Genomic DNA, 13207 nt, shown 5'->3' with positions numbered 1-13207 from the left:
GAATGAAACATTGGTTAACATATAGCTTTGTCTGTATTTTATTTTTTGGATGTTCTTCTAAAGATGATACACCAGACGACACTTATGTACCAATACCCTATCAATTAGAATTACCTTCCCTTTTTGAAGAAAAACTAATTGACCCAATAATTCCGCTTAATAACCCTTTAACTGTTGAAGGTGTCGCTTTAGGAAAACGTTTGTTTTATGATAATATATTATCTGTAGATAACACAAAAGCATGTGCTAGTTGTCATATGCCTCAAAACGCATTTACAGATTCTAACCAATTTAGTTTTGGTGTTTCTAATGTTTCTGGTAACAGAAACAGTATGCCTTTATTTAATCTAGCTTGGAATTTTGATGATAAATACTTTTGGGATGGTCGTGCTTTAGGTTTAGAGCATCAAGCGTTAGAGCCTGTTACAAATCCAATTGAATTAGAAAACTCTTCTTGGACTGAAGTAGAAAACAGGCTTAATAACCATCAAGAGTATCCGCTTTTATTTGAGCAAGCATTTGGAACTTCAGCTATAACAAAAAACTTAGTAACTAAAGCAATTGCGCAATTTGAGAGGATTATTATATCTGGCAACTCAAAATTTGACAATTATTTAAACAACCAAGCCACATTAACACCTGAAGAACAAAATGGTTTTGATGTTTTTATGGATGAAACTAGAGGAGACTGTTTTCATTGTCATGGAAACCCAAATAATCCGTTATGGACAGATAATCAATTCCATAATAATGGTTTAGATGCAACGTTTACTGATTTAGGTTTAGGTGAAGTCACTGGTAACCCTAATGATAATGGAAAATTTCGTTCGCCTTCACTTCGTAATTTAGCTTATACTGCGCCTTATATGCATGATGGTAGATTTGCAACTTTAGAGGAGGTTATTGAGCACTATAGTACAGGGCTTCAAAACTCTCCAACAGTTGATTCTTTAATGAAAAAAGTGGATGAAGGTGGTGTCAATCTTTCTGCACAAGACAAAGCAGATTTAAAAGCTTTCCTACTGTCATTATCCGACCCTTCTTTTATCAATAATCCTACTTATATTCAGTAATAAGAAAAATCGATAAAACCATATACTAATATAATGTTAGTTGATATGGAAAAAAGCGACTGATGTTGTATCTTTGCACTCTATTTAGATAAATTCTAATTAACAGGTATGATAAAAGTTTCCGATATAGCTAAAAAGAAAGTTATTCAATTAATGACAGATGATGGCTTTAACCCAAGTACAGACTATGTAAGAGTAGGTGTAAAAAGTGGTGGTTGTTCCGGCTTATCTTACGATTTAAAATTCGATAAAGAAAAAGCTGAAGAAGACAAGATGTTTGAAGACAATGCTATAAAAATCATCGTTGACAAAAAAAGTTTTTTGTATTTGATAGGTACAACATTAGAGTATTCTGGAGGATTAAACGGAACAGGTTTCGTGTTTAATAACCCTAACGCTAACCGTACTTGTGGTTGCGGAGAATCATTTTCACTTTAAAAAATTACAATGAGTAAATATACAGAAGACGATCTTAGAGAAGAGTTAAAAACCAAAGAATACGAATATGGTTTTTATACAGACATTGAGTCTGAAACATTCCCAATTGGTCTAAATGAAGATATCGTTCGTGCTATTTCTAAGAAAAAGGAGGAGCCAGAATGGATGACAGAATGGAGGTTAGATGCTTTTAAAGTTTGGAAAGAAATGACTGAGCCAGAATGGGCAAATGTAAATTATAAAAAACCAGATTTTCAAGCTATAGCTTATTATTCTGCACCAGTTGCTGTAAATCCTAACAAAACTTTAGATGATGTAGATCCAGATCTTTTAGCGATGTACAAAAAGCTAGGTATCTCTGTTGACGAGCAAAAAAAGATGAATAATGTGGCAATGGATATTGTTGTCGATTCTGTTTCGGTTGCAACAACATTCAAAAAAACATTAGCCGAAAAAGGTATTATTTTTATGAGTATTTCTGAAGCCATTAAAGAGCATCCAGAATTAGTCAAAAAATATATAGGAACCATTGTTCCTACAAAAGATAATTTTTATGCTGCATTAAATAGTGCAGTATTTAGTGATGGTTCATTCTGTTATATTCCAAAAGGTGTACGTTGTCCAATGGAGCTATCAACTTATTTTAGGATTAACCAAGGTGGAACAGGTCAATTTGAACGTACATTATTAATTGCTGATGAAGGTAGTTATGTATCCTATTTAGAAGGTTGTACTGCTCCAAGTCGTGATGAAAATCAATTACATGCAGCAGTGGTAGAGTTAATTGCAATGGATGATGCAGAGATAAAATACTCAACGGTTCAAAACTGGTTTCCTGGAACCGCAGAAGGAAAAGGTGGTGTTTACAATTTTGTAACTAAACGTGGATTGTGCGAGAAAAACGCTAAAATCTCTTGGACTCAAGTAGAAACCGGTAGTGCAGTAACCTGGAAATATCCAAGTTGCATTTTAAAAGGAGACAATTCTGTAGGAGAGTTTTACTCAATAGCTGTTACCAATAACTATCAACAAGCAGATACTGGTACTAAAATGATTCATTTAGGTAAAAACACTAAATCTACAATTATATCAAAAGGTATTTCTGCTGGAAAATCTCAAAACTCTTATAGAGGATTAGTTCAAATTGCTAGTCGTGCAGAAAATGCACGTAACTTCTCTCAATGTGATAGTTTATTAATGGGTGACCAATGTGGTGCACATACTTTTCCATATATAGAAGCCAAAAATAAAACAGCGCAAATAGAGCACGAAGCAACAACAAGTAAAATTGGTGAAGACCAAATATTTTACTGTAACCAACGTGGAATAGACACAGAAAAAGCAATAGCATTAATAGTTAATGGGTTTAGTAAAGATGTACTAAATAAACTACCTATGGAGTTTGCAGTAGAAGCACAAAAACTATTAGAAATCTCGTTAGAAGGATCTGTTGGTTAAAAAAATATTATAATGAAAAAAATAACCATATTATTAATAAGTTTAGCATTTTTAGTAGCTTGTAAAAGTGATAAAAAAGAAGCTGATGTCACAAAAATCGAAAACAAAGAGCCATTAAAAGTCTTTATGTTTGATGGTGGAACTGTACAGGTTAATAATCTAGAAATTTTCTCTCAAGGAGATTTATATAAAGGTGAAAGCAAAACATTTGCAGACGCATTTTATGTTATACAACACCCAAAAGGTAACATGCTTTGGGATGCTGGGTTGGCAGAAGCTTTGGTAGAACAAGAACCATTTACAACGCCTAATGGAGCCTTTACAGTATCCAGAAAAATGGGTGTCAACGAACAATTAAAACAAATAAATTTATCACCAAATGACTTTAAATACATTGCTTTGTCACACACACATTTTGACCATTCTGGATCTGCATCAAAATTTACAGATGCCACTTGGATTGTACAAGAAGCAGAGTATAACTTTGTAACCAGTCAAGAACAACAAAAACATAGTGCAGATAATTATAACGCAATAAAAGATTTAAAAAATATTAAAAAAATTAAAGGCGATTTTGATGTTTTTGGAGACGGAACAGTTGTTATTAAATCAACTCCAGGTCATACACCAGGACACCAATCTTTATTTTTAGATTTAAAACAAGAAGGTCCATTATTATTAACTGGAGACTTATACCATTTTGAAGAAAACAGAAAAGGTGCTATTGTACCAAGTTTTAATCATAGTTTAGAAGACACTAAAGCATCAATGGAAATTTTTGAAGCTTTCGCTGAAAAAAAAGGAGCACGTGTTATTATACAACACTCTTTAAAAGACTTTAATAGTTTAAATCACGCACCAGAACCAATTCAATAAATTTAATATTACAATGAAAAAAGTAGTTATTCTATTATTATTTATAGCGTTTGTTAGTTGTAAAACAGACCAAGGACAATCATATACTGGAGATTTTGTTTACTATGCAGAAGCAGCAGTATTCCAATCAGGAAATGACATACATGGTGTTGTTTTAGATGACAAAGCAGATGAAGTAGCTAAACAAGCAAAAGCATTTCAAAAAGACCCAACAGACATGGTTAAAATAGAAGTTTTAGGAGAGTTAATTCCTAAAGCTGAAAATGAAGAAGGTTGGCCTTTTAAATTAAAAATAAACAAAATAGTAAGCATAAAAGCTTTAGATCCAAATAAAAACGATATTATCAAACTAGGAAAATAAATAGTATGTTAAAAATAAACAACCTACACGCAAGTGTTGAAGACAAATCCATATTAAGAGGAATTAATCTTGAAGTAAAAGCAGGAGAAGTACATGCTATTATGGGACCAAATGGTTCTGGAAAAAGTACTTTAGCTTCTGTAATTGCAGGAAAAGAAGAATATGAAGTTACCGAAGGGAACATTCTTATTGAAGGAGAAGATATTGAAGAGTTAGCAGCAGAAGAACGTGCACATAAAGGTGTATTTTTATCATTTCAGTATCCAGTAGAAATTCCAGGAGTTAGTGTAACTAACTTTATAAAAACTGCAATAAACGAAACTAGAAAAGCTAAAGGTTTAGATGATATGCCTGCAAAAGAGATGTTGCAGCTAATTCGTGAAAAAGCAGAGCTTTTAGAAATTGATCGTAAATTTTTATCACGTTCTTTAAACGAAGGGTTTTCTGGAGGAGAAAAAAAACGTAATGAAATATTCCAGATGGCAATGCTAGAACCTAAATTAGCTATTTTGGACGAGACTGATTCTGGTCTTGATATTGATGCTTTGCGTATTGTAGCTAATGGAGTAAATAAGCTAAAAAGCAAGGATAATGCTGTAATAGTTATTACGCATTACCAAAGATTATTAGATCATATCGTACCTGATTTTGTACACGTATTATACAATGGTAGAATTGTAAAATCTGGTGGAAAAGAACTAGCACATGAGCTAGAAGAAAAAGGTTACGACTGGATTAAAGAAGAAGTAAACGCTTAAATAGTTGACAGTCGCAGTCGCAGTTTTTCAGTACTAACTCGGTTGTGATCATTCAAAATTTTAAAGCATCAATTAATATAAAAAGTAGTACAGATTTTTTTCGCTTTTCTAAATAACTGAAAACAGCGACTGAAAACTGAAAACTGAATAATATGAGTTTAAAAGAAAAATTAGTATCCTCTTTTTTAGCATTCGAAAATCGTGTAGATTTAGATACAAAGGTGCATGATATTAGAAGCGAAGCTATAAAAGCATTTGAAACAAAAGGGTTTCCTACTAAAAAAGACGAAGAGTGGAAGTACACATCATTAAATAGTGTTTTAAAACACGATTATAGTGTCTTTCCAAAGCAAGAAAACGCATTAGAATATAGTGATATTAAAAAGTACTTTTTACACGATATTGACACTTATAAGATTGTGTTTATTGACGGAAAATACTCGTCTCATTTATCAGAAACAACTCATGATGGTATTGATGTTTGCTTAATGTCTTCTGCATTAAACAAACCAAAATACCAACTAATTATAGAAAACTACTTTAATAAAGTGGCTACTAAAGATGGTTTGTCATCTTTAAACACTGCTTTTTCAAAGGAAGGTGCATATATACATATTCCTAAAAATAAAGTAGTTGCAAAGCCTATACAAATTGTACATTTTTCTACAGGTAATGAGTCTGCATTACTACTTCAACCACGTAATTTAATTGTTGTGGATGAAAATAGTCATGTACAAATTATAGAGCGTCATCAAAGTATAACTGACAATCCTGTATTAACTAATAGTGTTACAGAAATCGTAGGTAATAAGCGTGCAATTGTAGATTATTATAAAGTACAAAACGATAATTTAAACGCGTCTTTAATTGATAATACGTTTGTTGAGCAAAAGCGAGAAAGTCATGTATCTGTACATACTTTTAGTTTTGGAGGAAAACTAACACGTAACAATCTTAACTTCTATCAAAATGGCGAACATATGGATTCGACATTAAACGGTATTACTATTATTGGAGATAAACAACACGTAGACCATAATACTTTAGTGCATCATATAGAGCCAAATTGCGAAAGTCACCAAGATTACAAAGGTATCTTTAACGATAGTGCAACTGGTGTTTTTAATGGAAAAGTTATAGTAAATAGAGAAGCACAAAAAACCAATGCGTTTCAATCTAATAATAATATTTTATTAAGTGATAAGGCAACAATAAACTCTAAACCTCAACTAGAAATTTTTGCAGACGATGTAAAATGCTCTCATGGTTGTACAATAGGTCAATTAGACGAAAGCGCTTTATTCTACATGAAGTCAAGAGGTATTCCAGAAAAAGAAGCCAGAGGATTATTAATGTATGCGTTTAGTAATAATGTATTAAGTTCTGTAAAAATTCCAGAATTAAAGCAACGTATTACTAAGCTTATTGCTAATAAATTAGGTGTAAATATTGGTTTTGACCTGTAATAAAAAAGCATGGATATTTTACAATTACAGTCTAAAACGCACTACAAATTAATTAGTATTTGTTTAGCTATAGCAGCCGTAACTGGTACTATTTACTACTTTACAAGAGGTGGTTTTTTTGATGGTATTCTATTAACATTTGTAGGTTTAGCTTTAACTTATTTTATACTAATTTTAGCTTTATTATTATTTAAAACGTTAACCAATATTTTAGCAAAAAAGACCATTCGTGTGTCTGATGTTGTTATTGCATTTATAGTTACAGCAACTATTTGTACGTTTTTATTTGTAATGTTATTTAAGTTAATTGCTAACGAGTTTTAAGAGTTATGCTAGACATCACCAAAATAAGACAAGACTTTCCTATACTTTCTCGAAAAGTAAATGGTAAACCATTGGTGTATTTTGACAACGCAGCAACATCACAAACACCTCAACAGGTTATAGATGTTATTGTAGATTATTACTCTAATTATAATGCTAACATCCATAGAGGTGTACATGCTTTAAGTCAAGAAGCAACAGATAAATATGAAGCTGCACGACAGACAGTTAAGCAACATTTTAATGCAAAAAATGCCTACGAGATTATCTTTACTTCAGGCACAACACATAGTATAAACCTAGTCGCAAATGGCTTTGCAACGTTATTAAAAAAAGATGACGAGTTAATTGTTTCGGCTTTGGAGCATCACAGCAATATTGTCCCTTGGCAAATGTTGTGCGAAAAAACAGGAGCTATTCTTAAAGTAATTCCAATGACATTGGAAGGACAATTAGATATGGATACCTATAATAATTTATTATCAGACAAAACAAAACTTGTTTTTGTCAATCATATATCAAATGCTTTAGGAACCATTAATCCTATTAAAACAATTATTAAAAAAGCACATCAGGTTGGTGCAGCTGTTTTAATAGATGGTGCACAAGCATGTCCACATATTAAACCAGATGTACAAGCATTGGATGTTGACTTTTATGTTGCTTCTGCTCATAAAATTTGTGGTCCAACAGGAGTTGGAATGTTGTACGGAAAAGAAGAATGGCTTAATAAAATGCAACCTTATCAAGGTGGAGGAGAAATGATTGATCAAGTTACTTTTGAAAAAACAACCTACGCAGGATTACCTCATAAATTTGAAGCTGGAACACCTAATATTTGCGGTGGAATTGCTTTTGCTGCAGCTTTAGACTACATGAATACTATTGGCTTTGATGCAATTGCTAAATATGAAGAATCGCTTTTAAAATACGGAACACAGCAATTATTAAAAATCGAAGGTCTAAAAATCTACGGAACTTCAAAAAATAAAACCTCTGTAATTTCATTTAATTTAGAAGGTATTCATCCTTATGATGTTGGTACTTTATTAGATAAAATGGGTATAGCAGTACGTACTGGACACCATTGTGCACAGCCAATAATGGATTTTTATAAAATCCCTGGAACCATACGTGCTTCCTTTGCATTTTACAATACAAAAACAGAAATTGACGCTTTGGTTGAAGGCGTGAAAAAAGCAAAAATGATGTTATCCTGATAGTTTGGCTTCTTTTTTGTAATATTATAATCAAATACCAAAATATTATTGCAATGAAAACAATTACTATATTACTATTTTCTATCCTACTAAATGGTTGTGGCGCATCAAAAGATGCAACAACTAACTTAAATGCAGACATGACAGAAAACACACTTAACGGAAACTTTATAGTTACTACATTAGATAGTAAAAATAATCTTGACAAAGAATTAACGCTAAATTTTGATGACAGTACAAAACGTGTATCAGGTTTTTCTGGATGCAATAATTTTTCTGGAACTTATACAGTAGATGGTAATAAAATTACTTTTGGACCGCTAATGTCAACTAAAAAAATGTGTGCTGACAGTGGAAATGAGATTGAGACAACCTTTTTTAAAACCATTGAAAAAACTAATAAATTTAATTTAAACGATAATAAAATTACCTTACTAAAAAACAAAAAAGAGTTAATAAGTGCAGATCAAATAATCAGCTCTAAAATAGCACAAACACAAGATGACGGACTATATTTTGAATACTCTGCAATTACAAGAGGAACTTTTAAAATGGTTAAGGTCGATCAAAACAATATTAAGACACAATTAAGCAGGACAGCAAAAGAAGCTACAAATGCTTGTAGCAGAGAAAATTGGGATATTTTAAAAAGCTTAACAGAAGCAATAGATCTTAAGGCATTAAGCAAGTTAGAAGCGCCTAGTAAAGCACATCAATATGATGGAGCTGCTGTTGCTAGTTTAACCATAAAAGTAAAAGGAGAAACTTATCAAACACAAGCTTTTGATGATGGAAACCCACCAAAAGAGATTGCAGAATTAGTTAATAAACTTTTAAGTTTTACAACTCAGAAAACTAAAACTGAAAACTAAAATTTTTACATTTATCTTTAAGACAACAATTAGTAATATATCAGTGAATATTGATTAATTTTGTATTCGAAATTTTTTAGACCAATGCAGACTATAAAAGAAATACAAGACGAAATTATTGATGAATTTTCTATGTTTGACGACTGGGAAGAGCGTTATCAATACATGATAGATTTAGGCAAATCACTTCCATTAATTGAATCAAAATTTAAAACCGAAGACAATATTATTAAAGGTTGTCAAAGTAAAGTTTGGGTACATGCAGAAATGGACGAAGATAAAATTGCCTTTACTGCAGATAGTGATGCTATAATAACTAAAGGAATAATAGCAATACTAATTAGAGTGTTCTCAAACCAACATCCAAAAGATATTATTGAAGCTAAAACAGATTTTATAGATCAAATTGGATTAAAAGAACATTTGTCTATAACTAGAGCAAATGGCTTAGTAAGCATGATTAAGCAATTAAAAATGTATGCAATTGCATACCAAACACAACTTAAATAGTACATTCCTGCGTAGGCAGGAATCTTATAAATAAATTTTTGATGAGCGACACAACTATAGATACAGCAGCATTAGGAGAAAAAATAGTTAAGGTTTTAAAAACCATTTTTGATCCAGAAATCCCAGTGGATATATATGAACTAGGGTTGATTTACGACGTTTTTGTTAACGAAGATTACGACGTTAAAATATTAATGACATTAACAACTCCAAACTGTCCAGTTGCAGAAACTTTACCTTTAGAAGTAGAAGAGAAAGTAAAATCTTTAAACGAAGTTAAAGATGCAGAAGTAGAAATTACTTTTGATCCACCTTGGACACAAGATCTAATGAGTGAAGAAGCTAAGTTAGAACTTGGGATGCTTTAATAGTTGTTAAAATTTATGCATCATATTAAAACACTTAGTATCTTTTTCTTTCTCATGTTGATTGGAAAAACTTTATATGGGCAAAAAAATTACAAAAAAGATTTAATTGCTACTTGGCAACTTATAGAAACAAAATCTGATTCATTAAATTCAAAAGTCAATGTTGGTGAATTAATTGTTTATAATAAAGAAGGAGATACCCTAAAAACTACTAAAGAAAACTCAAATATTAAGATTGATAAAAGTTACCTAAATAGGTACATGAAAATAAATAAAAAATATGTTACATATTATTTTTATGGAAATGGAAGTAAAAAATTATACAAGTTAAAAAATGACTCTTTAAAAATTGATGAATATGATGAGTTTAAAATCATTGAACTAACTAAGGATTATTTGATTTTAAAAGGAAAAATAGAATTCTATTACAAAAAAGTTAATATTGATTTAAGTGACTATATAATATTTAAAGATTAAATTAATTATAAACTTAGACTATTAAATCTTTTATGGCAGACCAAATTATAAATCGCGTAGCGAATAGCAAATTAGTAACCATAGACCTTGAGGATTATTATCCTGAAGGCAAACGTGTGCTTTTTGATATTAAAGATTGGCTATTCCAAGAATTGGTTTTAAAAGAGAAGGATTTTAGAGGTTATATCAAAAATCATGATTGGAGTCAGTACAAAAACCAGTATGTTTCTATCACTTGTTCAGCAGATGCAATCATTCCAGATTGGGCTTTTATGCTTTTAGTCGTTAATTTAGAACCTTTTGTCGAAAAATGCCATATTGGCTCACTTAAGGAGTTAGAGACATCCATTTATCAAGACATTATTAATGCAATTGATGGTAAAATCTATCAAGATAAACCTGTTATAATTAAAGGTTGCAGTAACAAGCCAGTGCCTATAAACGCTTATGTTATGATAACAAACAGGCTAAAACCTTTTGCTAAATCTATTATGTATGGAGAGGCGTGTTCTTTTGTGCCTTTATTTAAACGTTAACAACTCTGTTAATTACTTAATTAATTGATTATTAATCATTTACAATTCTGTTATATTTTTATAAAATTATAACTAAACACTATCTTTGCAACCGTTTTATTAAAAACTTAAACTTTATGAAAAAAATATTATTAGTAGGTGCATTTTTTATCGGAATGATTTCTATGAATGCCCAAACAAAAGAAGAGTTAACTACTCAAAAAGCAGAAAAACAAGCTGTAGCAGATGCTGCTCAAGCTGAAGCAAATGCATTACAAGCACAAATAGACGCACTTCCAGGATGGAGAAAAGGTGCTTTTGGTACTATTGGTGGAAGCATTTCAGAATTTAGCAACTGGTACTCTCAAGGTGCTGCTAACAATGCATCTGGTAACATTGGTTTTACAGTTAATGGTTTTGCTAACTTAATTGAAGACAAATTTTTCTGGAGAAACAATCTTAATGTAAACTTAGGTTGGGTAAAATTAGACAATAAAGATATTGCAACTGATAGTGAAGATTTTAACGAAACTACAGATGTATTTAATATTACGTCTTTATACGGAAGAAACATTGCTAAAAACTTAGCAATATCTACTTTAGGAGAATACAGAACTACTATCTTAAATAACTTTAACGATCCTGGATATTTAGATTTAGGAGTTGGTTTAACTTGGACACCTATTGAAAACTTAGTAGTTGTTGCTCATCCATTAAACTACAACTTTGTTTTTGCAAAGAATGATGCAGTTTTCGAATCTTCTTTAGGAGCAAAAATTGTAGCTGACTATACACGTCAAATTGGTGCTGTTAGTTTTAAATCTAACTTTTCTACTTTCCAATCTTACAAAAATGGTGATTTATCTAACTTTACTTGGATAAACAGTTTTGGGTATAACTTATGGAAAATGATTGGTGTTGGTTTTGACTTTGGTTTAAGAAGCAACAGACAAGAAGCTGCAAACTTCCAAGGAACAACATTATCTGCAGCAGATAACAAATTACAGTCTTACTGGTTAGTTGGTTTAAACTACCAATTATAATAAACTTAAGTAATTTTTATTACTATAAAAAACGCTTCCCTTTTTTGGGAAGCGTTTTTTTTGCGTTAAGGATGGAAGCATTTGTTGGAGCTCCTCGCAGAGAGCGACTGCTGAGAGCCTGACCCTTTTTAGGGTAACGCCCAACTTTTACTCTTCTTCTTTTCCCATGTTTTCATAATCATAATCTGGATACAGAAAATGATTGTATGGAAAACGTGTAACGTGTATATCTCTAACTTCATCATAGACACGTTTTTTAAACTCTTCTAAGTTTTGTTTATTTAGTGCAGAAATAAATAAAGCATTGTTTTTACCTACTCTATTCATCCATGTTTTTTTCCATTCTGCAAGTGAGTAATGCTCTCCTGTACGTTGGGCTATTAAATCTGTATCGTCAAATGGTTTGGCTTTATAAGCATCTATTTTATTAAAAACCATGATTACTGGTTTGTCTGAGCTATCAATCTCGCCTAAAATTTTCTCGACAGAAGCAATGTGGTCTTCAAAATTAGGATGTGAGATATTTACAATGTGTAGCAATAAATCTGCTTCTCTGACTTCGTCTAATGTGCTTTTAAAACTCTCTACTAATTGCGTTGGAAGTTTACGTATAAAACCTACGGTATCTGTTAATAAAAATGGTAAGTTTTGGATCACTACTTTTCTTACAGTTGTATCTAAAGTGGCAAATAATTTATTTTCTGCAAATACTGCACTTTTACTTACAGTATTCATTAAAGTAGATTTACCAACATTTGTGTAACCTACTAAAGCTACACGTACCATTTTACCACGATTACCACGTTGTACAGACATTTGCTTGTCTATGGTCTTTATTTTGGCTTTAAGCAAGGCTATTTTGTCGCGTACAATACGTCTATCTGTTTCTATTTCTGTTTCTCCTGGTTCACGCATACCAATACCTCCTTTTTGACGCTCTAGGTGTGTCCACATACCTCTAAGTCTTGGTAAAAGGTATTCGCATTGTGCTAATTCTACTTGTGTTCGTGCACTACTTGTTTGTGCGCGTTGTGCAAAAATATCTAGTATTAGATTGGTACGATCTAATACTTTTACGTTTAATATTTTACTAATGTTACGCTCTTGAGAAGATGATAGTTCATCATCAAAAATAGCAGTAGAAATATGATTATCTTCAATGTACTGTCGTACTTGCTCCATTTTTCCTGTTCCAATATAAGTTTTAGGATTAGGAAACTCCATTTTTTGGGTAAAGCGTTTTTTTACTTCTCCTCCAGCAGTAAAGGTCAAAAATTCAAGCTCGTCTAAATACTCTTTAGATTGTTCTTCATTTTGATCTTTAGTCACAACACCAATTAAAACTGCTTTTTCAAGCTCTATATCTTTCTTTTCTATCATATAATAATTTATACTACAAAGTTACATAATTGTAACCATAATAAATTTGCTATTTTTAGGCTCTAAAT

At 31.5% G+C, this 13207-nt stretch carries 16 protein-coding genes; 15 read left to right on the top strand and 1 reads right to left on the bottom strand.

Annotated elements, in window-relative coordinates; all coding sequences use genetic code 11:
- The first annotated feature begins 2 nt into the window (after positions 1 to 2).
- The 15 genes from SJY17_RS04885 (at position 3) to SJY17_RS04815 (ending at position 11759) form a co-directional block, all read left to right on the top strand.
- Positions 3 to 1073 carry a cytochrome-c peroxidase gene (locus tag SJY17_RS04885; protein ID WP_397364364.1) on the top strand — a complete coding sequence of 357 codons (1071 nt, stop codon included), beginning with the start codon at positions 3 to 5 and terminating at the stop codon, positions 1071 to 1073.
- Between the two features lie 108 nt (positions 1074 to 1181).
- Entirely contained in the window at positions 1182 to 1511 is a 330-nt protein-coding gene (locus tag SJY17_RS04880; RefSeq protein WP_397364363.1) for a HesB/IscA family protein, read from the top strand.
- A gap of 9 nt (positions 1512 to 1520) precedes the next feature.
- Positions 1521 to 2969, top strand: coding sequence for a Fe-S cluster assembly protein SufB (gene sufB / locus SJY17_RS04875; protein ID WP_397364362.1), 1449 nt, complete (start codon positions 1521 to 1523; stop codon positions 2967 to 2969).
- Positions 2970 to 2981: 12 nt separating this feature from the next.
- Positions 2982 to 3845 (top strand): N-acyl homoserine lactonase family protein, encoded by an 864-nt coding sequence (locus tag SJY17_RS04870; RefSeq protein ID WP_397364361.1) that lies wholly within the window; start codon positions 2982 to 2984, stop codon positions 3843 to 3845.
- A gap of 13 nt (positions 3846 to 3858) precedes the next feature.
- Positions 3859 to 4206, top strand: coding sequence for a hypothetical protein (locus SJY17_RS04865; RefSeq protein WP_397364360.1), 348 nt, complete (start codon positions 3859 to 3861; stop codon positions 4204 to 4206).
- Between the two features lie 5 nt (positions 4207 to 4211).
- Positions 4212 to 4964, top strand: a complete 753-nt coding sequence (gene sufC / locus SJY17_RS04860; protein WP_397364359.1) for a Fe-S cluster assembly ATPase SufC — start codon at positions 4212 to 4214, stop codon at positions 4962 to 4964.
- A 152-nt stretch (positions 4965 to 5116) separates the two neighbouring features.
- A complete protein-coding gene (gene sufD / locus SJY17_RS04855) occupies positions 5117 to 6430 on the top strand; it encodes a Fe-S cluster assembly protein SufD (RefSeq protein WP_397364358.1) in 1314 nt (437 codons plus the stop codon).
- Between the two features lie 9 nt (positions 6431 to 6439).
- Positions 6440 to 6754: a hypothetical protein gene (locus tag SJY17_RS04850; RefSeq protein ID WP_397364357.1), complete on the top strand. Its 315-nt coding sequence runs from the start codon at positions 6440 to 6442 to the stop codon at positions 6752 to 6754.
- A 5-nt stretch (positions 6755 to 6759) separates the two neighbouring features.
- A complete protein-coding gene (locus SJY17_RS04845; RefSeq protein ID WP_397364356.1) occupies positions 6760 to 7974 on the top strand; it encodes an aminotransferase class V-fold PLP-dependent enzyme in 1215 nt (404 codons plus the stop codon).
- 53 nt (positions 7975 to 8027) lie between these two features.
- Complete coding sequence (locus SJY17_RS04840; RefSeq protein ID WP_397364355.1) at positions 8028 to 8846, top strand: META domain-containing protein; 819 nt, start codon at positions 8028 to 8030, stop codon at positions 8844 to 8846.
- An 84-nt stretch (positions 8847 to 8930) separates the two neighbouring features.
- Entirely contained in the window at positions 8931 to 9356 is a 426-nt protein-coding gene (locus SJY17_RS04835; RefSeq protein WP_397364354.1) for a SufE family protein, read from the top strand.
- 41 nt (positions 9357 to 9397) lie between these two features.
- The gene (locus SJY17_RS04830) at positions 9398 to 9724 is read left to right on the top strand and encodes a DUF59 domain-containing protein (protein WP_397364353.1); all 327 of its coding nucleotides are present in this window, start codon (positions 9398 to 9400) and stop codon (positions 9722 to 9724) included.
- A gap of 15 nt (positions 9725 to 9739) precedes the next feature.
- Positions 9740 to 10201 carry a hypothetical protein gene (locus SJY17_RS04825; protein WP_397364352.1) on the top strand — a complete coding sequence of 154 codons (462 nt, stop codon included), beginning with the start codon at positions 9740 to 9742 and terminating at the stop codon, positions 10199 to 10201.
- Between the two features lie 32 nt (positions 10202 to 10233).
- On the top strand, positions 10234 to 10737 hold the full coding sequence (locus SJY17_RS04820; RefSeq protein WP_397364351.1) for a DUF2480 family protein: 504 nt from the start codon (positions 10234 to 10236) through the stop codon (positions 10735 to 10737).
- 116 nt (positions 10738 to 10853) lie between these two features.
- Positions 10854 to 11759, top strand: coding sequence for a DUF3078 domain-containing protein (locus SJY17_RS04815; protein ID WP_397364350.1), 906 nt, complete (start codon positions 10854 to 10856; stop codon positions 11757 to 11759).
- Positions 11760 to 11906: 147 nt separating this feature from the next.
- Here the strand turns inward: SJY17_RS04815 and hflX are convergent, their stop codons facing one another.
- Positions 11907 to 13139 (bottom strand): GTPase HflX, encoded by a 1233-nt coding sequence (gene hflX, locus SJY17_RS04810; protein ID WP_397364349.1) that lies wholly within the window; start codon positions 13137 to 13139, stop codon positions 11907 to 11909.
- Between the last annotated feature and the right edge of the window lie 68 nt (positions 13140 to 13207).

Source organism: Olleya sp. R77988 (assembly GCF_044594215.1).
GTDB lineage: Bacteria > Bacteroidota > Bacteroidia > Flavobacteriales > Flavobacteriaceae > Olleya.
The sequence above is the reverse complement of the archived record's forward strand: the minus strand, read 5'-3'. Positions and strand labels throughout refer to the sequence as shown.

Coding starts and splice junctions, on each gene's coding strand:
- SJY17_RS04820 (WP_397364351.1), top strand. CDS start 10,234: ATGGCAGACCAAATTATAAATCGCGTAGCGAATAGCAAATTAGTAACC.
- SJY17_RS04880 (WP_397364363.1), top strand. CDS start 1,182: ATGATAAAAGTTTCCGATATAGCTAAAAAGAAAGTTATTCAATTAATG.
- sufC (WP_397364359.1), top strand. CDS start 4,212: ATGTTAAAAATAAACAACCTACACGCAAGTGTTGAAGACAAATCCATA.
- sufD (WP_397364358.1), top strand. CDS start 5,117: ATGAGTTTAAAAGAAAAATTAGTATCCTCTTTTTTAGCATTCGAAAAT.
- SJY17_RS04865 (WP_397364360.1), top strand. CDS start 3,859: ATGAAAAAAGTAGTTATTCTATTATTATTTATAGCGTTTGTTAGTTGT.
- SJY17_RS04825 (WP_397364352.1), top strand. CDS start 9,740: ATGCATCATATTAAAACACTTAGTATCTTTTTCTTTCTCATGTTGATT.
- sufB (WP_397364362.1), top strand. CDS start 1,521: ATGAGTAAATATACAGAAGACGATCTTAGAGAAGAGTTAAAAACCAAA.
- SJY17_RS04885 (WP_397364364.1), top strand. CDS start 3: ATGAAACATTGGTTAACATATAGCTTTGTCTGTATTTTATTTTTTGGA.
- SJY17_RS04840 (WP_397364355.1), top strand. CDS start 8,028: ATGAAAACAATTACTATATTACTATTTTCTATCCTACTAAATGGTTGT.
- SJY17_RS04815 (WP_397364350.1), top strand. CDS start 10,854: ATGAAAAAAATATTATTAGTAGGTGCATTTTTTATCGGAATGATTTCT.
- SJY17_RS04850 (WP_397364357.1), top strand. CDS start 6,440: ATGGATATTTTACAATTACAGTCTAAAACGCACTACAAATTAATTAGT.
- hflX (WP_397364349.1), bottom strand. CDS start 13,139: ATGATAGAAAAGAAAGATATAGAGCTTGAAAAAGCAGTTTTAATTGGT.
- SJY17_RS04845 (WP_397364356.1), top strand. CDS start 6,760: ATGCTAGACATCACCAAAATAAGACAAGACTTTCCTATACTTTCTCGA.
- SJY17_RS04870 (WP_397364361.1), top strand. CDS start 2,982: ATGAAAAAAATAACCATATTATTAATAAGTTTAGCATTTTTAGTAGCT.
- SJY17_RS04830 (WP_397364353.1), top strand. CDS start 9,398: ATGAGCGACACAACTATAGATACAGCAGCATTAGGAGAAAAAATAGTT.
- SJY17_RS04835 (WP_397364354.1), top strand. CDS start 8,931: ATGCAGACTATAAAAGAAATACAAGACGAAATTATTGATGAATTTTCT.